This is a genomic window from Legionella quinlivanii, from assembly GCF_900461555.1.
GTDB classification, from domain to species: Bacteria; Pseudomonadota; Gammaproteobacteria; order Legionellales; family Legionellaceae; genus Legionella_C; species Legionella_C quinlivanii.
In genome coordinates this window covers 2,415,176-2,431,088 of record NZ_UGOX01000001.1, presented here as the reverse complement: position 1 = coordinate 2,431,088, position 15,913 = coordinate 2,415,176, and the positions used below count along the sequence as shown (strand labels likewise).

The window sequence follows — 15,913 nt, the reverse complement described above, 5'->3', positions numbered from 1 at the left end:
TTACTAACGGAGCAGTCGATGACATTTGAAAAAATAAAAGTACCCGCAAATGGGCAGGCAATTACTGTTGCCCCCGATTTTTCTTTACAGGTTCCTGATCATCCGATTATCCCTTTTATTGAAGGCGACGGAATTGGAGTGGACGTTACTCCTGCAATGCGCATGGTCGTAGATGCCGCTGTTGAGAAAGCCTATGGTGATAAAAGAAAAATTGCCTGGATGGAAGTATATGCCGGTGAAAAAGCGACCCGAGTATATGGTGAAAATCATTGGCTTCCTAAAGAGACGCTGCAAGCTATCAGTGAGTTTGTCATTGGGATTAAAGGTCCTTTGACTACGCCGGTGGGCGGTGGTATTCGTTCGTTGAATGTCGCGATACGGCAAGATCTTGATCTTTATACCTGTTTGCGCCCTGTGCGTTATTTTCAGGGAACACCAAGCCCTCTCAAAGAGCCCTGGAAAACAGACATGGTAATATTCAGGGAGAACTCTGAAGATATTTATGCCGGTATCGAATGGCAGGCGGATAGTGTTGAGGCTAAAAAAGTAATTCGTTTTCTACAGGAAGATATGGGCGTTAAAAAAATTCGATTCCCGGATCATTGCGGAATTGGAATTAAGCCTGTTTCACAACAGGGAACTGCCCGATTAGTTAAAGCGGCTATTCAGTATGCAATTGACAATAATAGAGACTCTGTGACACTGGTTCATAAAGGCAATATCATGAAGTTTACTGAAGGCGCCTTCAAAGACTGGGGTTATCAAGTCGCTCGTGAATGCTTCTCCGCTACAGAATATCAGGGTGGTCCCTGGTTGCATTTCAAGAATCCTAAAACAGGAAAGGACATTATTGTTAAAGATGTTATTGCAGATGCCTTCTTACAGCAAATCCTCCTGCGTCCGGATGAATACAGCGTCATTGTAACCTTAAATCTTAATGGTGATTATATTTCCGATGCCCTGGCTGCCCAGGTCGGTGGAATCGGTATTGCTCCAGGGGCCAATATGGCGGATGCAATTGCTGTTTTTGAAGCCACACATGGTACTGCACCCAAATACGCAGGCCAGGACAAAGTCAATCCCGGCTCGCTTATTCTGTCTGCTGAGATGATGTTGAGACACCTGGGTTGGACTGAAGCTGCTGATTTAATTATCAAAGGAACTGAAGGCGCAATCGAAGCCAAGACTGTAACTTATGATTTTGCCCGATTAATGTCAGGTGCAACTGAAGTAAGCTGCTCAGGTTTTGCCAAAGAAATAATTAATCATATGTAAAGCTTGAGCCTGTTCAGCATTGTTGCATAAATAGAACCAGCCTGCTCGCAGGCCGCAGTCAATAATTCAGCGGTTTGCGGGCCAATTGCAAAGAGTCTTTGATTTTTGTCAGGATATTTTGCAAAATGGATGCAAGAATGTGGCTTTTATCAATTGCTTGAAAAAAATAATCTGCTTACTGTTATATAAGACCGTCAATTTGAATCTTTAAGAAGCAGGATGCTGGCGAGAACTACAAAATTAATTTTTTTCATGAATTAAATCACTTTTTTACTGGCCAAATGCTCGTGGTAAGTCTATAAAATTAGTAAAGGGTGTACGTAATGAGCGAGCGATTTTCAGGTGAAATAATTGAGCGAAAGGTGACGGAGCTAGAGGTCGTCCCAGCGCTGAAATTGCCCAAAAAATATAAGGTTATTCTCCTGAATGATGATTACACCCCGATGGAGTTTGTGGTGGATGTGTTAAAGCGTTTTTTTCACTTCCGTGAAGAGCTGGCGACACAGATAATGCTACAGGTGCATATAGTTGGAAAGGCTGTATGCGGCGTTTTTACTCGGGATATAGCAGAGACAAAAGTTGCTCAAGTCAATGATTTTGCCAGAAGCAACGAGCATCCACTGTTATGTACCATGGAACCGGAATGAGTGCAGATGGGTGAAGAGGAGCAACGACAATGTTAAACAAAGAACTTGAATTCACCTTAAATCTTGCTTTTAAGGAAGCAAAGGAGAAACGTCATGAGTTTATGACGGTAGAACATTTGTTGCTATCATTGCTTGATAATCCAGCAGCAGGAAATGTTCTGCAGGCATGTGACGCTAATATTGACTCATTACGCCGTGATTTGATCGAGTTTATCGATGAGACAACTCCCCGAATCCCAGAAGATGAAGTCGATCGTGAAACACAGCCGACACTCGGATTTCAACGGGTACTGCAAAGAGCGGTTTTCCATGTGCAATCGGCCGGCAAAACTGAGGTGACCGGAGCAAATGTACTGGCTGCTATTTTCAGTGAGCAGGAAAGCCAGGCAGTTTATTTTCTCCGCAGAGAGAATATTACACGCCTTGACGTGATCAATTATATCTCTCATGGGGTTTCCAAGTACCAGAACAACGACATGAGTGATAACATGAATTCTTCTATGGATGAAGAGTCGATGTCAGGAGAGGGCAGCGAGTCGCCGCTTGAAAGCTACTGCATGAACCTCAACAAGCGAGCCAGATTGGGCAAGATTGATCCGCTTATTGGCCGACATGAAGAAATTCAGCGCACCATACAGGTGCTCTGCCGTCGTCGAAAGAACAACCCATTACTGGTGGGCGAAGCAGGGGTTGGAAAAACAGCAATAGCCGAAGGTCTGGCAAGACGTATCGTGGATGGGGAAGTACCGGAAGCGATCAGTAGCTGTATCGTTTATTCTTTGGATTTGGGCGCTTTGCTGGCGGGAACCAAATACCGTGGTGATTTTGAAAAACGCCTGAAAGCGGTGCTCAAACAATTGGGGCAGCAGGATGGCGCCGTACTTTTCATCGACGAAATCCATACCATTATCGGCGCTGGAGCCGCTTCTGGTGGGGTCATGGATGCGTCCAATCTCATCAAACCTCTTCTGGCGAATGGTGAGTTGAAATGTATCGGTTCTACTACTTATCAGGAATACCGGGGTATTTTTGAGAAAGATCGTGCCTTGGCAAGACGTTTCCAGAAAATTGATATTAAAGAACCAAGTATTGATGAAACCTTTGAGATCCTCAAAGGGTTAAAAGGACGTCTGGAAGAGCATCATGGCGTCAAATTCTCAATCCCTGCACTTAAAGCGGCTGCGGAATTGTCTGCCAAATATATTAATGATCGTTTCTTACCGGATAAAGCCATTGATGTGGTTGACGAGGCAGGGGCCTACCAAAACCTTCTCACAGCCAACAAACGCAGAAAAATTATCAGTGTCACTGAAATAGAGAATGTGGTTGCGAAAATTGCCCGTATCCCGGTGAAAAAAGTTTCTGCAAGAGATAAGGATACTTTACGAAATCTCGAGCGGGATCTCAAATTGCTGGTTTATGGACAGGATGTGGCCATTACCGCCCTGGCTTCTGCAATCAAATTGGCACGCTCAGGTTTAAGAGAACCGCAAAAACCAGTAGGCTGCTTCCTTTTTGCCGGACCTACCGGGGTAGGTAAAACTGAAGTGACCCGTCAGTTGGCTAATGTACTGGGCATTGAGCTCTTACGTTTCGATATGTCAGAATACATGGAAAAGCATACTGTATCTCGATTAATTGGAGCGCCTCCTGGGTATGTAGGTTACGATCAAGGCGGATTGCTGACTGAAGCGGTGACTAAGAATCCTCATTCGGTATTGCTGCTTGATGAAATCGAAAAAGCGCATCCCGATGTGTTCAACCTGTTGCTTCAAATTATGGATCATGGCACGCTGACCGACACCAATGGACGTCAGGCTGATTTCCGTCATGTGATCATGGTGATGACCAGTAATGCCGGCGCTACTGAAATTTCTCGAAGCTCTATCGGCTTTGCCATGCAGGACAATAGCCTCGACGGACTTGATGCCATCAAGCGTCAATTCAGCCCGGAATTCAGAAACCGTCTGGATGCGATTATCAACTTCGCACCATTGGATAATGTCACTATTGGTCTGGTAGTTGATAAATTTATCATGGAGCTGGACGAGCAATTAAGTGCCAAGGGAGTGACCTTTAAAGTGGATAAGGCGGCCCGCGAATGGTTGATTGAACATGGCTATGATAAGGCAATGGGTGCAAGACCAATGGCCCGTCTGATTCAGGAAAATGTCAAGAAGCCTTTAGCTGATGAGCTGCTGTTTGGTAAATTAACGAATGGCGGTCATGTGATTCTGAAAGTCAAAGAAGGCAAGCTGCATTTTGAAAGCCATGATTATCGTGAAGGTGTTTTCTAGCTAGATAGTCAGATTCAAAAAATCCCGCTTAGGCGGGATTTTTTTATTCTATGCGGCAGTGACTGAATGTATTTTTTGAGCAGGCTCGGAATTGGAATGTATATTTAAGTTAATTTCAACTGATTTGGCAAGGCTTTTTCCGCTCGTATCCCTGCTATAGATTTCTTATTCTTATGAGAAAATTAAGAGGCTATGAAAAAGGAAATTATTTTGATTTCATACATGGCACTGTGCCGAATCAGGAATAGATTTCCGCCTGCGTGGAAATGACAAGGTGGGGATTGTCAGGAGTCCGAACACTTGAAAAACGCTTTTGATTTGTTATTGTTCTCAATGTATAATATATCGCCATGCAGGTGGTTGTTTGTTTTTGGTGATTCATGCAAGAGAAGAAAGAAAATAATCTGGTTCGTTGGAAACGTGTATTTATAGACAGAGCCGCATTGGCGAAATATACGAAGGGTCCCAAGCTGGTAAAGAATCTGGCTGGGGCATTGCTGAATAGCCCCGGCACAACAGACTATGAACCATTGCGTCGTGATTTGGCAAGCGCACGCTTGAACAAGGCCGACCGGGCCCTGATTATTGATTTTGAAGTAGATGGTGAGTGTAATGCAGTCATAGCAGACATTGCCGAAAATCATGATTATAACAAATCACCCCTATATTCAGATAAGCACGGGGTAGAAAAATATCGGACGAAGTACGGTACCTCAATAATCCAGCGCATCCGCGAGCAGATGGCAGAAGAACGTGCCGCTGCTGATCGTCAGGTTGCTGGGGAGGCAATTGCTCCACCCCATCCGGTGATAACGCTGGATTGTTACAATCAGAATTTCATTCGTTTAAACAGCCAGCAGGAATCGCTATTGGAAGCTATGCTTCCTGCTTTAGTCAGTGGGGCGCCTGGCTCTGGAAAATCCTGTGTGGCGATCTCGCTGATTACAGAGTTTCTAAGCCGTCTGTCTGATAATCCTGAGGCGCGCATACTTTATGTGACGAAATCCCCGGAATTAATCGAGGCGATGCAGGCAATTTGGGATGCCCTGTTACTACCTGAGGAGCTGAAGCAACGAGTTGAGTTTAAAACCTATGAAACGGTTGCCCGCGAGCAGAAAAGTGAGGCTTTTGTTGGGAAAAGCCTGGCCAGGGAAACCGATTTTGAGCAGTGGTTAAAAGATCATATACCATCCCGTTTACATGAATCACGCCAGATTTATGAGGAGTTTCGTCTGCTATCGGGTTATCCAGGTGAATACATGGGGCTCGGAGTAAAGAAAAGCCTGTATCATAATCAAGCGGATAGGCAATGGATACTTAAGACCTACGAGGCCTATCTGGCCAATCTTGAAGACCAACATAAGGTGGCGCTTGATTTTCTTGATCTGAAACAGCAAGGCAAATACGACCTGGTCCTCGGCGATGAGGCCCAGGATTTGTCAGGCCAGGAACTGGTAAATTTGCTGAATCTTGCTAAAAATGGGCAGATTTGCTTTTGCATGGATTCTCATCAAAGTCTATTTGATAGTAAATCCAAGCGTCCATTCATCTTTGAAATGATGCACCGCTCAAAGTTAAAGCTTGAGCATATTGAATTGCCGCATTCTTACCGTTGCCCTGCTGATGTGGTGCATTTCGCGAACACAGTGATCCGTATAAAAAACACGGTGGTGGGCGGAAGCTCAGACAAACTGGAAAAGCCTGAAATAAAGATGTCTCCTGAACAGGCAAATACGCCAGGCATGGTCCATTGGTTGAAGCAGGATAAAGAAGAACTGGCCAAATTACGGGAAATGGCCAGGCAAAGTAATTTCGCCATTATCACCCTGCCTCAGTATGTGAAGGAAGCCCGGGACAAATATCCTGGTGTAATGATATTTACCCCGGAGCAAATCAAAGGACTGGAGTATGAGAATGTGCTCCTGTATCGGATGCTGGATGATACGCTTTGCCATGAGGCCAGCCGTGAACTGGATCCGAATGCCAAAGTACCTGTTAACCGGGCCAGACGAGGTTGCAGCAAAGATCGATTTGGTCCGCCCTTAAACAAATTCTTCACGAGCTGTACACGCGCTACGCGCCGTTTATTTGTTGACCAAGGGAAAGGCCATCCATTGACTATGCTTTGCAATGAGCTGGAGAAAGGCATAAAAACGCCAGACACGGCCTTTTTGAGCGAGGTGATTCTTAAACAAACTGAGGAAGAACGCCTGGCGGGATGGCTGGAAGAAACCTGCAGGCTGTATCGGAACGGCAGGAAAGAAATGGCGGAAGAAGCGTTTAATCGCTGGCTTAAGGGGAATACGCCTCATGCTGATTATACAAGCTTCCTGTTGGCGAATGAGCTAATTAAGATAGAAGAGCCAGTTAAGCCAAGTGAAACAGTTCCCGCTCAAGAGTCGGAAAAGTTACTGGAAGCTGCTTCTTCTGTAAATGTAAAGGAAGACGCTGCGCCTGATTCAAATACAGTAAGAGGAAAACGAAATGCTAATAAAGGAAGAAGGGGCAGGCAGCGTATGAACCCTGCTGGAGGGAAGCCTCCCGCCGCCGCAACTACCGCCAGTCTTTCAAAAAATAATGTTTCAGGCGGTTTGGCAGGTCTGTTACCCAATTTTTTTAACAGTAACCAGAAAAGTCAAGAGAAGTTGCCAATCAGCACTGGTGGTAATTTAGGCGTATCCAGGCTGATAGATACAATTAAAACAGATCTTCCCCTCGATGAGCAGACAAAGTTGATGAGTTTATTTGAAACCAAGGATCCATCAGCATCTGCAAGTCAGTCTTCGACGTCCTTAACAAAAGACGAGAAAACTCAGTCAGATTTGAATAGATGGTTTGAGGTTTTTTCTGACGACTGGCTTGATCGTCTGGGTGGTGAGAAACCGCAGCCGGAGGTAATTCTTGAATTCCTATTCCTCATCAAGAATGCAGGTTATGACAGTTTCCTGAGCAGGTTAAAATCCGATAATGATAAATGGATGGCGCTTAAACGTTCTTTTACCAAGAATCCCGAGATGACCGAGTTTTATTTTTCACTAAATGAATTAATTAAAAAAGAACCTGTAAGTGGGAAAAGCTATTTTGAAATTCTATGCCGGCGACAGGATGGCCTCGATTTTTTGAAAGAGGTCCTGGAATCCCTACCAGTCCCTGAAATGCTCGATAAAGGTCCTCTCCTTGTATTGTCGGTTATTTTTTTTGGTGCGACCGCAAACACTGAGTGGGATAATTTGAGCGATGAGAACAATTTGTTAATATTCCTGCTTAACAGTCCATCAGGCCGACAAGTATTTAAGCTTCTTTTTACCAGTCAATTGTTTTCAGGCTTAGTCTGGAAAGACAAAGCAAGTGAGACACTTTTGCATTGGGCGGTCAGAAACCAGCGCATCAATGTGATTGTTTTAATCATGGCTGCAAGAGACAGCGTATTGCGTGATGGCCTTTTGAAGCCGGAATGCGATGTATGGAGCATAAAAAATAAGGATGGGCTTACGCCTCTCGAGTTAGCTCAAAAGAATAATCTGAGTAATGTAATCAAAGCGCTTGACCCTGCACTTTATGTAAGATCTTCCGCTAAAAAGGCTACTTCTACCTCGCATGAGCCCGATAATAGCGAGGAGTCTCTTATGAAAAGGATGAAAAATATTGTTGGAACAAGAGGGGCTTTCCTTCTTCCTGATGCTAAGAAACTGAGAAATGAAATTAATGAGTTGAACCAGGAGATTGCCACGATACGAAATAAAATAGCATCGGCCAAATTGCAAATGCAAAAGAGCGGAAAAGAAAGGAAAATCTTGCTTCAACTGAAAACAAAGGAGCAGCGTGTTCTTGGAAAACAGGATGAGCTCAATGAACTCTGTAACAAGGCAAAAATTAATGCACTCTTGGACTTATTGACTACTACACTGCACTCAGAAGAAATCTATGCTAATTTTGATCTATTGATGATAGGAACAGTTCCCAGTTTATTGTACTCGTTTCTAGTGAACCCCTGGAAAGGCATGCCGTCCCTGCTTCAGTATTTATTTGAAAAGAGTCTTAAAACGAGAGAGGAGGAAAACCTCTGGCGTTGTCTTGAAAAGTATTTGGGAGAGAATCCTGAGCTGGTTAATTTCAGTTTCTCTTTAAAAGAATTGTTCAAGCCTTTTGAGGAAACCAGTAAATCCTGCTTTGAAGTGCTGGCGCGTACTGAAGCAGGTCTTGAGTTTCTGGTATTAATTTTCAAGAACCTGGCTATATCCGATACTATGAAATCAGATCTACAAGATGCTATCGGATTAAGTTTTGATCATGATATAACCAGAAAGAGCTGGGGTGGATTGTCGGAGTCTAATTCCCTATTACTTTATTTGCTCAATCGCCCGCAAGGTCGTTACCTGCTTTCAAGGTTGCCTACAAATATTTTTTACAATTTGATTCGGCAACAGGATTCGCAATCGAATAGTTTTCTGCACTGGGCTGCAGCTACGCAGCGAACGGATCTGATCTCTATGGTACTTGAGCTTCAACTAAGACTTAAGGATGGCGCTACAATACAAGTGTTTGCCGGCATAAAAAACAAAGAGGGGCAGACTGCACTGGATATCGCAAAAGCGAATCAGTTTGAAGATGGGATTGATTTATTCACCCAGCTGGAAGCAAATCAGACTGTTCAACCGGGATTGGCGGCGTATTCCTCTTTGTTTCATTCTGTAGAGAGGCTATCAGCAGAAAGGGAAAGCAATGTAACCTCTCAGTGCACTCAAATAACGCTTTAGCCTGCGTGCTGCGAGTTGTTCAATAGGTATATCTACACACCTCTGACAACTCAGTCTGCAATTAGCTCTACGTCCCCGGCTTGTCCCTGAGAGGTGGTCACAAAATTTAACCATCCTATTAGAGCCTACGTACCCCGCTTTATGCGGGGTATCCAGGCAATGTGTCTGATTGACTAAAGCATTTTAAAACTCACTACCATTTTTATGGATGCCCCGCATAAAGCGGGGTACGTAGGCTCTTAGGGTACGTGGGGGAGGAATTAGATGATAATTCAATACGTTAAAAATGAATCACAAACCGGGCTACGGCAACTTTAGCCTGTGCTCTGTTCCTTGCGTCCTGTTCTGCATAATAGTTAAGGAAGAGAAAATGGTTTTTTGTAATGTTATATAATAACCCGGGTCCAATTGACCAGAGCTTCTCACGCCTGCCTTGAACGTCCGCACCATTTACTTTGGTATCGGTGAACTGATTGAACCAATAACCATTGATACCTGCAAAAAACTTGTCTGTAAACTGATAGCTGCCAGCAAAATTGGCGTAAACTGCCTGTCCCGCTTGTGTGGTTCTTGCGTAGGGGCCAAAGGCAACATTGGGGTCATGATTTTTAGCGTTCCATAAATAATGGAGACGAAATGAAGCGGCTATTTTGGGAGTAAACCAAAATGTTCCTGCCCAGTAAGGGTTAATTGACCAGAAATTGCTCCCCGGGTTAATTGCATAATTGCGGTTATACTCACCAGTGGGTACGACAATATCCAGATCCAGACGATGGACCCATAGGGGGCCTTGACCGTCTTTTCGCATGACCGGGTCAAATTGCAGGGCAGGACCTATAAATAAATCCCCTTGCCCCACTTGGCCATATATGGCTGTGTTGTCCAAACCATCATCCACACTGCTGTTGACCACCCAGGGAAGCAGGGCGGACATACCCAGACTGGCGCCAAGAATTTTAATTTTCGAGAGATAAATCAATTGTGTAATATTGACGGTGACATCGACATCTGTTTTTGGAAGAGGCAGACGATCGCCATTCTTATCTTTTAGCTGATCGGTAGTGAAATATTGGAAATAATCCTGAAAATACACCCCTGGTCCAGCAGGAGGCCCGCCATCGAAGAAGCTTGTAAATCCCAGATTGACATAAGGTTCATCATAGGCAAGTGCTGTAGAGATATTTAACAGTAATAATAAACCCGCAATACAAATCCTTTTCATTTTACTCCTGATCCAGGTTAAGGTTTAAATAGACAATCTGCTATATTATGCTCTTTTGCCGACCTGGGAAAGAGGCAAAAAATAAATGCTGCAAAACTGGTACAACAGCTTGTGATTTTCAAAACTGTGCCATACTTAATTTATCAGGATGTAAGATCTGCTTTGCAATTCCCGTAGTAAACCGAAAGGTTTTACATCGCGTGAACTTCATTGTGTCTATTGCTGCTCATTATTGTTAATGGGGAATTGTTATGTTTATATATACGGCTAAAATTTACGTAGGAGCACAGGAAGTTCAAAATAATACAAGCGATGATCTTGAGCAACTATTCATTTGGATGTTAACCCAGGTGCAAGGCAAGACAGGTGATTATCACGGACATATTGTTAATAACTCCACCAATGAAATCATTAGAAACTTTCGTAAATGCCATGACGAATAATTTTGTCTGATATCAGGATATGAGTCCGATAGGTTCTATATTTTAATTTTCTTCTTAAAATATCTCTTCTTAGTTACAAGCTCAGGCATTCTCGTTAAAATAAGCCCAGGTTAACTGTCGGGTCGATTTAATGCTCAGTGTTATTATTATTACCAAAAATGAAGAAGCGAATATAAAAAGATGCTTGGACTCGATTGATTGGGCTGATGAGATTATTGTACTGGATTCCGGGAGTACCGATAAAACGGTTTCCATTGCTCAGGAATACACAGAGCATGTGTATATTAGCGATGATTGGCAGGGCTATGGTATTCAGAAGCAGCGTGCTCTGGCACTGGCCTCAGGGGATTGGGTATTAAATCTGGATGCGGATGAGTCGGTGAGCGACGATTTAAAATCAGAGATCGAGTCTGCCATGCAGTCGGGAAAAGCCCAGGCTTTCCGGGTTCCTATTCGCATGAATTTTTATGGAAAAGTATTACGCTATTCTGCCAGCCCCAAGCGTCATATTCGTTTGTTCCAGCGAGACGGAGCTCGATACAGTGATGATATAGTTCATGAGAAAATCATTCTTCCCGATAATCGTGTTGTAGGTAAGATATCTAACCCCATTATGCATCATTCCTTTCTCGATGTGACGCACGCCCTTGCTAAAATTAATCGTTATTCGTCTTACAGCGCACGAGTTCGCATTAAACAAGGTAAAGCTCCTTCGTTCCTGTCGGTAATGTTGAGTACCGGCTGGATGTTTTTCCGCTGTCTGATTTTGCAGCGCGGGATATTGGATGGTAAGGCTGGTGTCCTTATGGCAGTTTTCAGCGCTCAGGGGACCTTCTACAGAGGGGTGAAGCAGATTTATCCCGACAGGCAATTGCATAAGTTACCGGAAAGTAAGAATACGGAGTGAGAGGCAGGGTGTTTCTTAACCCCTCTCTCTAGCTCTCTCCCAAAGAGGCGAGAGGGCTTTAAGGTGGGGTTTAAGAAAAAAATCCCCTCTCCCAAGCTGGGAGAGGGCCAGGGAGAGGGTTGATTTAACCCATCTTCCAGCCTGTTACTAAAACGCCAGTTTAAGCTGTTCCCAATACTGGTTATATATTAACAAAGTATCTTCTCCCACATCTCTTTGAAAATGTCCTTGCTTCAAAACATCCGCAGAGGGATAAATCAGTTTGCTTTCCTGAAGTGAGGGAGGCAGTAATTTTCGTCCTGATAAATTGGTGATTGCATGTCCTTCTTTGAGTGCAATCTGACTGGCAACGTCAGGGCGTAAAATGAAGTTGATGAAGGCATAGGCTTCTTCGGGATGCGGTGGATTGAGCGGCATTGCGAGACAGTCCACCCAAATCACAAAACCATCTCGGGGAAAGTTAAAACGGATGTTTGTATTTTCCGCCTGCGCCTTAAAAGCATCGCCATTCCAGGCGCTTCCAAGCGAGGCATCTTCATCAATCATTATGGCCTGAATACTGTCGCTGGCAAAGAGTTTGATATTGGGAACCAGCTTCAAAAGATGTTCATAAGCTAGCTGAATATGCTTTACATCCGTATCATTGGGATCAAAGCCCAGACTCATCAGGGCAATAGCAAATACTTCCCGGGAATCATCAAGAAGCATTAACTGGTTTTTCCACTGTCTCTCCCAAAGTTCTGCCCAGCTTAAGGGGGGATTTTTTATTTTGGTCTGATTGTAAAAAATACCGGTTAATCCCCAAATCATGGGGACGCTGAATTGATTACCCGGATCAAAGGCATTATTGGTAAAAACAGGATCAAGATTTTTAAGATTAGGTAATTTTTGCGGATCGATAGGATGAAGCATATTCTGTTTTTTCATTCGTTCAACAAAATAGCCGGAAGGTAGAATGACATCATAAATTGTTCTGCTGCTTGCCTTTAGTTTGGCATACATGGTTTCATTGCTGTCATAGGTGGAAAAATTCACCTTAATCCCTGTTTCACTTTCAAATTGCTGAATAACAGATTTGGGAATTTCGCCGCCCCAGACATAGACATTCACTACAGCAGAAAACCCGGTTACTGAATAGAATACAAACCAGAATATAAGCATCAGCTTTTTCATAGTGAACGCCTGGATAATAAATGGGAAATGATAACCAGAATCATTGAGAAGCCAAAGGTGATAGAACAGAGTGCATTGAGCTCAGGAGTAACCCCTGCGCGTACCAGCGAATAGATGGTTAAGGGAAGAATATTGAAATCAGGCCCGGCGACAAAATAACTGATAATCACATCATCAAGAGACAGGGTAAAGCAAAGCAGAAAGGCGCTAAGGACAGCAGGCCAAAGCAGGGGGAGCAAGATTTTTCTTAATGCGGTAAAACGGCTGGCGCCTAAGTCCAGCGCACTGAAATAGATATTCGGGTTGAGGGTATTGATGCGTGCATTAATGGTTAAAATAACAAAAGGCAGGCAAAAAGTGATGTGTGCAATCAACAGACTAAAAAATCCCAGGGGTAATCCGGTGATATTAAAGAATATCAATAATGAAACGCCCAGTACCAAATCGGGAATAATCACCAGCAATAAAAGCATCACAGCCAGAACTTGTCGATGTCTGGTTTTGAAGAGAAAGAGGTGGACGGCAGTTAATAAACCAATAACGGTAGCGATTAATGCCGAACTGACTCCCAATATTAATGAGTTGCTAAATGCAGCCCACAATCCGCGATCATGGAAAAGTTCAGTGTACCATTTTATTGAAAAACCATGCCATTGCAGGGAAAACTTGGCATTATTAACAGAATAAAGCACCAGGATAAGAATAGGTAAATATAAAAGTGTATAAACAAAGAAAAGGAAAAAACGCTGGGCGAGCTGTTTCATGCGCTCACCTCGCTACTTTGACGTCGATAAAACATGAGAATTAGAAGCAATAGTAAAGTAAGCACAATACTGGTCGCCGAGCCCTGCGGCCAATTCTCAAGCACTAAGAGTTGATTCTGAATTAAATTACCAAGAAGAATGGAACGTGCTCCTCCCAATACGTTAGGAATATAAAACAGTGTCATTGCCGGAAGCATGACCAAAAGAGAGCCGGCGGTGATACCCGGAGCTGTGTTGGGTAGAAAAACGCGGTTGAATATTGCCCATTTGCTTGCGCCCAAATCTCTGGCCGCCTCAATTAAGCGAAAATCAAAACGTTCCATATTATTAAAAATCGGCAATACCATAAAGGGAAAAAGATTATAAACAAGACCGATAATGACCGCAAAATTGGAGTAAAGCAGCGATAAAGGTTCATGAATGATATGAAGCTTTAAAAGTACAGCGTTGATAATGCCTTTATATTTCAGCATAGCGATGAGCGAATAGGTCCGTACCAGAGAGCTGGTCCAAAAGGGTATGATAATTAAGAGAATCAAAATAGACTGATGCCGGGATTTCACTAGGAGATAGCTAAATGGATAGGCGATTAAGAGACATAGGAAAGTTGTAATCGCTGCAATCAGCAATGAGCGAAAGAAGATTTTTGTAAATACCCAGTTTAACAGAGCTGAATAATTTTCAAGCGTAAAGGGAAGGGCCATCAGATTTACGGGATCCCTGGAGAGAAAACTGGTTATCAGCACAAAGCAAAGCGGCAGGAAACTGAAGATAATCAGCCAGCTGTATAGAAAATAAAGTGAGAATGCCTTAGCTTTCATCGCGTAAAAGCACCTCCCATCCTGATAACCATTCTACCCAGACTGTTTCATTTGCACTGTATTCCAGCTTATCGTCATCCTCATCAAAAAACTCAGAGGCATTAATTATTTTTCCTGAGTCAAGGCTGACTTTTAAATCAACGGTCGAACCTTTATAAACAATTTCATTAATTTGTCCTGGAAGCATATCGTGGCTGTCTTTTACTTCGTGCAAATCCCACACACGGATATCTTCAGGCCGTACAATCAGGTGAACTTTCTCTCCAGGTTTGAAGTTGGAGGTGTTTTTGCAGGTGAGCTCCACTCCCTCAATCTCAACTGTCAGATCCTGTTCTCTGACTTCCTTAATTGTGGTCTGAAAGATATTGGCTTCGCCGATAAAGCTGGCCACGTGCAAATTTACAGGGGTTTCATAGACTTCACGCGGAGTGCCAATCTGCTCAATCTGGCCGTGATTAAAAATGACGATTCGATCAGACATTGATAATGCTTCTTCCTGATCATGGGTGACAAAAATGAAGGTCATATTTAATTTTTGCTGCAGCTGCTTTAATTCTGATTGCATGGCCTTTCTCAGACGATAATCCAGTGAGCTTAGCGGCTCGTCAAGCAGCAAAACCTGCGGGCGGTTAATTATTGCTCTGGCAATGGCAACCCGCTGTTGCTGGCCTCCGCTCAACTGCTTGATATTACGCTCGGCGAAGGGTTCCAGCTGCACAAGCCGTAAGGCGTCCAATACCCGCTCTCGAATCTCTTCTTCTTTGATTTTGCGGCAGCGCAGGGCAAAAGCCACATTTTCAAATACAGTCAGATGAGGAAATAAGGCATAGCTTTGGAATACTGTATGCACATCGCGTTTTTGGGGAGGCAAATTATTTACGCAGATCCCGTTAATATAAATTTCCCCCTTCGTCGGCTGTTCAAAACCGGAAATCAGACGAAGCAGCGTCGTCTTTCCGCAACCCGAGGGGCCGAGTAATGTTAAAAATTCGCCATCAAGGACAGATAGGGAAATATCGGTCAGAATTTCATTCTGGCCATAGGATTTAAAAACGTTTTTAATTTCTATCAGAGGTGTCGTCATTGATTTTTGCTGAGCAAAACCTTAATTATGATTGTTGCAAGGAAAGTTGTCCAGTAATAGATTCTTTTTATGACAGGATGCTCGGGTATAAGCACCGAGCAAGCTCTGTAAATTAGAACTGGATTACCAGGTTACTATATTCTGAGTAATATCTAGGCTGCATGATTCTGAAACCTGGCCGCTATTGCAAATTACTGCACCAGTGATGTCGTCGACTTTTAAAACGCCCCCCTGCCAAAGGCAGCAACCCTGGATTTTCTGCAGATCCATAATCGCATGCCGGGTACAATAACAGGCGGAGTAGTAACCGTTGTTACATACGAAGCGTCCTGCCGATGAGTCGCAGTATGAAATACCGCCCATATTGCCACAGCACTGATCACAGCAAGTCGGGCAGGCTGTGGAAGTGTTTCCTAAACAGCGTCCGGCATGTGCCAGGGACAGACTGAATAATAGAAATGTAAACAGGACGAGACGCGAAACATTATACATGAGTAGTTCCCTCAGAGCTGATTAAGTCAGC

General features: G+C 43.6%; 12 protein-coding genes. 6 read left to right on the top strand and 6 right to left on the bottom strand.

The annotated features are described in order from the left end of the window. Positions 1 to 18: 18 nt before the first annotated feature. The 4 genes from icd (at position 19) to DYH61_RS10315 (ending at position 8,976) form a co-directional block, all read left to right on the top strand. The gene (gene icd / locus DYH61_RS10330) at positions 19 to 1,275 is read left to right on the top strand and encodes an NADP-dependent isocitrate dehydrogenase (RefSeq protein WP_058507354.1); all 1,257 of its coding nucleotides are present in this window, start codon (positions 19 to 21) and stop codon (positions 1,273 to 1,275) included. A 323-nt stretch (positions 1,276 to 1,598) separates the two neighbouring features. Continuing rightward, a complete protein-coding gene (gene clpS, locus DYH61_RS10325) occupies positions 1,599 to 1,922 on the top strand; it encodes an ATP-dependent Clp protease adapter ClpS (protein ID WP_058507353.1) in 324 nt (107 codons plus the stop codon). Positions 1,923 to 1,951: 29 nt separating this feature from the next. Next, on the top strand, positions 1,952 to 4,219 hold the full coding sequence (clpA, locus tag DYH61_RS10320; protein ID WP_058507352.1) for an ATP-dependent Clp protease ATP-binding subunit ClpA: 2,268 nt from the start codon (positions 1,952 to 1,954) through the stop codon (positions 4,217 to 4,219). Between the two features lie 380 nt (positions 4,220 to 4,599). Further along, entirely contained in the window at positions 4,600 to 8,976 is a 4,377-nt protein-coding gene (locus DYH61_RS10315; RefSeq protein WP_058507351.1) for a DNA/RNA helicase domain-containing protein, read from the top strand. A gap of 280 nt (positions 8,977 to 9,256) precedes the next feature. On the opposite strand, the gene DYH61_RS10310 is transcribed toward DYH61_RS10315, so the two are convergent. Next, complete coding sequence (locus DYH61_RS10310) at positions 9,257 to 10,198, bottom strand: SphA family protein (protein WP_058507350.1); 942 nt, start codon at positions 10,196 to 10,198, stop codon at positions 9,257 to 9,259. 251 nt (positions 10,199 to 10,449) lie between these two features. Here DYH61_RS10310 and DYH61_RS10305 point away from each other — a divergent pair, with 251 nt between their 5' ends. Next, positions 10,450 to 10,641: a hypothetical protein gene (locus tag DYH61_RS10305; protein ID WP_058507349.1), complete on the top strand. Its 192-nt coding sequence runs from the start codon at positions 10,450 to 10,452 to the stop codon at positions 10,639 to 10,641. A gap of 130 nt (positions 10,642 to 10,771) precedes the next feature. Further along, positions 10,772 to 11,548, top strand: a complete 777-nt coding sequence (locus DYH61_RS10300) for a glycosyltransferase family 2 protein (protein ID WP_058507348.1) — start codon at positions 10,772 to 10,774, stop codon at positions 11,546 to 11,548. 147 nt (positions 11,549 to 11,695) lie between these two features. Here DYH61_RS10300 and DYH61_RS10295 read toward each other — a convergent pair whose 3' ends face one another. From DYH61_RS10295 to DYH61_RS10275, 5 genes are all read right to left on the bottom strand, one after another. Then, complete coding sequence (locus DYH61_RS10295; RefSeq protein WP_058507347.1) at positions 11,696 to 12,721, bottom strand: ABC transporter substrate-binding protein; 1,026 nt, start codon at positions 12,719 to 12,721, stop codon at positions 11,696 to 11,698. Beyond that, the gene (locus tag DYH61_RS10290) at positions 12,718 to 13,485 is read right to left on the bottom strand and encodes an ABC transporter permease subunit (protein ID WP_058507346.1); all 768 of its coding nucleotides are present in this window, start codon (positions 13,483 to 13,485) and stop codon (positions 12,718 to 12,720) included. The genes DYH61_RS10295 and DYH61_RS10290 overlap by 4 nt, the downstream gene beginning before the upstream one ends. Then, complete coding sequence (locus DYH61_RS10285) at positions 13,482 to 14,306, bottom strand: ABC transporter permease (protein WP_058507345.1); 825 nt, start codon at positions 14,304 to 14,306, stop codon at positions 13,482 to 13,484. Before DYH61_RS10285 ends, DYH61_RS10290 begins: the two co-directional genes overlap by 4 nt. Next, entirely contained in the window at positions 14,296 to 15,390 is a 1,095-nt protein-coding gene (gene potA, locus DYH61_RS10280; RefSeq protein ID WP_058507344.1) for a spermidine/putrescine ABC transporter ATP-binding protein PotA, read from the bottom strand. Before potA ends, DYH61_RS10285 begins: the two co-directional genes overlap by 11 nt. A 123-nt stretch (positions 15,391 to 15,513) precedes the next feature. Beyond that, a complete protein-coding gene (locus DYH61_RS10275; protein ID WP_058507343.1) occupies positions 15,514 to 15,882 on the bottom strand; it encodes a hypothetical protein in 369 nt (122 codons plus the stop codon). Between the last annotated feature and the right edge of the window lie 31 nt (positions 15,883 to 15,913).

Bases quoted from the DNA above. Each gene is read 5' to 3' on its own strand.
- DYH61_RS10305 (WP_058507349.1), top strand. From the start codon at position 10,450: ATGTTTATATATACGGCTAAAATTTACGTAGGAGCACAGGAAGTTCAA.
- potA (WP_058507344.1), bottom strand. From the start codon at position 15,390: ATGACGACACCTCTGATAGAAATTAAAAACGTTTTTAAATCCTATGGC.
- DYH61_RS10290 (WP_058507346.1), bottom strand. From the start codon at position 13,485: ATGAAACAGCTCGCCCAGCGTTTTTTCCTTTTCTTTGTTTATACACTT.
- clpS (WP_058507353.1), top strand. From the start codon at position 1,599: ATGAGCGAGCGATTTTCAGGTGAAATAATTGAGCGAAAGGTGACGGAG.
- clpA (WP_058507352.1), top strand. From the start codon at position 1,952: ATGTTAAACAAAGAACTTGAATTCACCTTAAATCTTGCTTTTAAGGAA.
- DYH61_RS10300 (WP_058507348.1), top strand. From the start codon at position 10,772: ATGCTCAGTGTTATTATTATTACCAAAAATGAAGAAGCGAATATAAAA.
- icd (WP_058507354.1), top strand. From the start codon at position 19: ATGACATTTGAAAAAATAAAAGTACCCGCAAATGGGCAGGCAATTACT.
- DYH61_RS10275 (WP_058507343.1), bottom strand. From the start codon at position 15,882: ATGTATAATGTTTCGCGTCTCGTCCTGTTTACATTTCTATTATTCAGT.
- DYH61_RS10310 (WP_058507350.1), bottom strand. From the start codon at position 10,198: ATGAAAAGGATTTGTATTGCGGGTTTATTATTACTGTTAAATATCTCT.
- DYH61_RS10295 (WP_058507347.1), bottom strand. From the start codon at position 12,721: ATGAAAAAGCTGATGCTTATATTCTGGTTTGTATTCTATTCAGTAACC.
- DYH61_RS10285 (WP_058507345.1), bottom strand. From the start codon at position 14,306: ATGAAAGCTAAGGCATTCTCACTTTATTTTCTATACAGCTGGCTGATT.
- DYH61_RS10315 (WP_058507351.1), top strand. From the start codon at position 4,600: ATGCAAGAGAAGAAAGAAAATAATCTGGTTCGTTGGAAACGTGTATTT.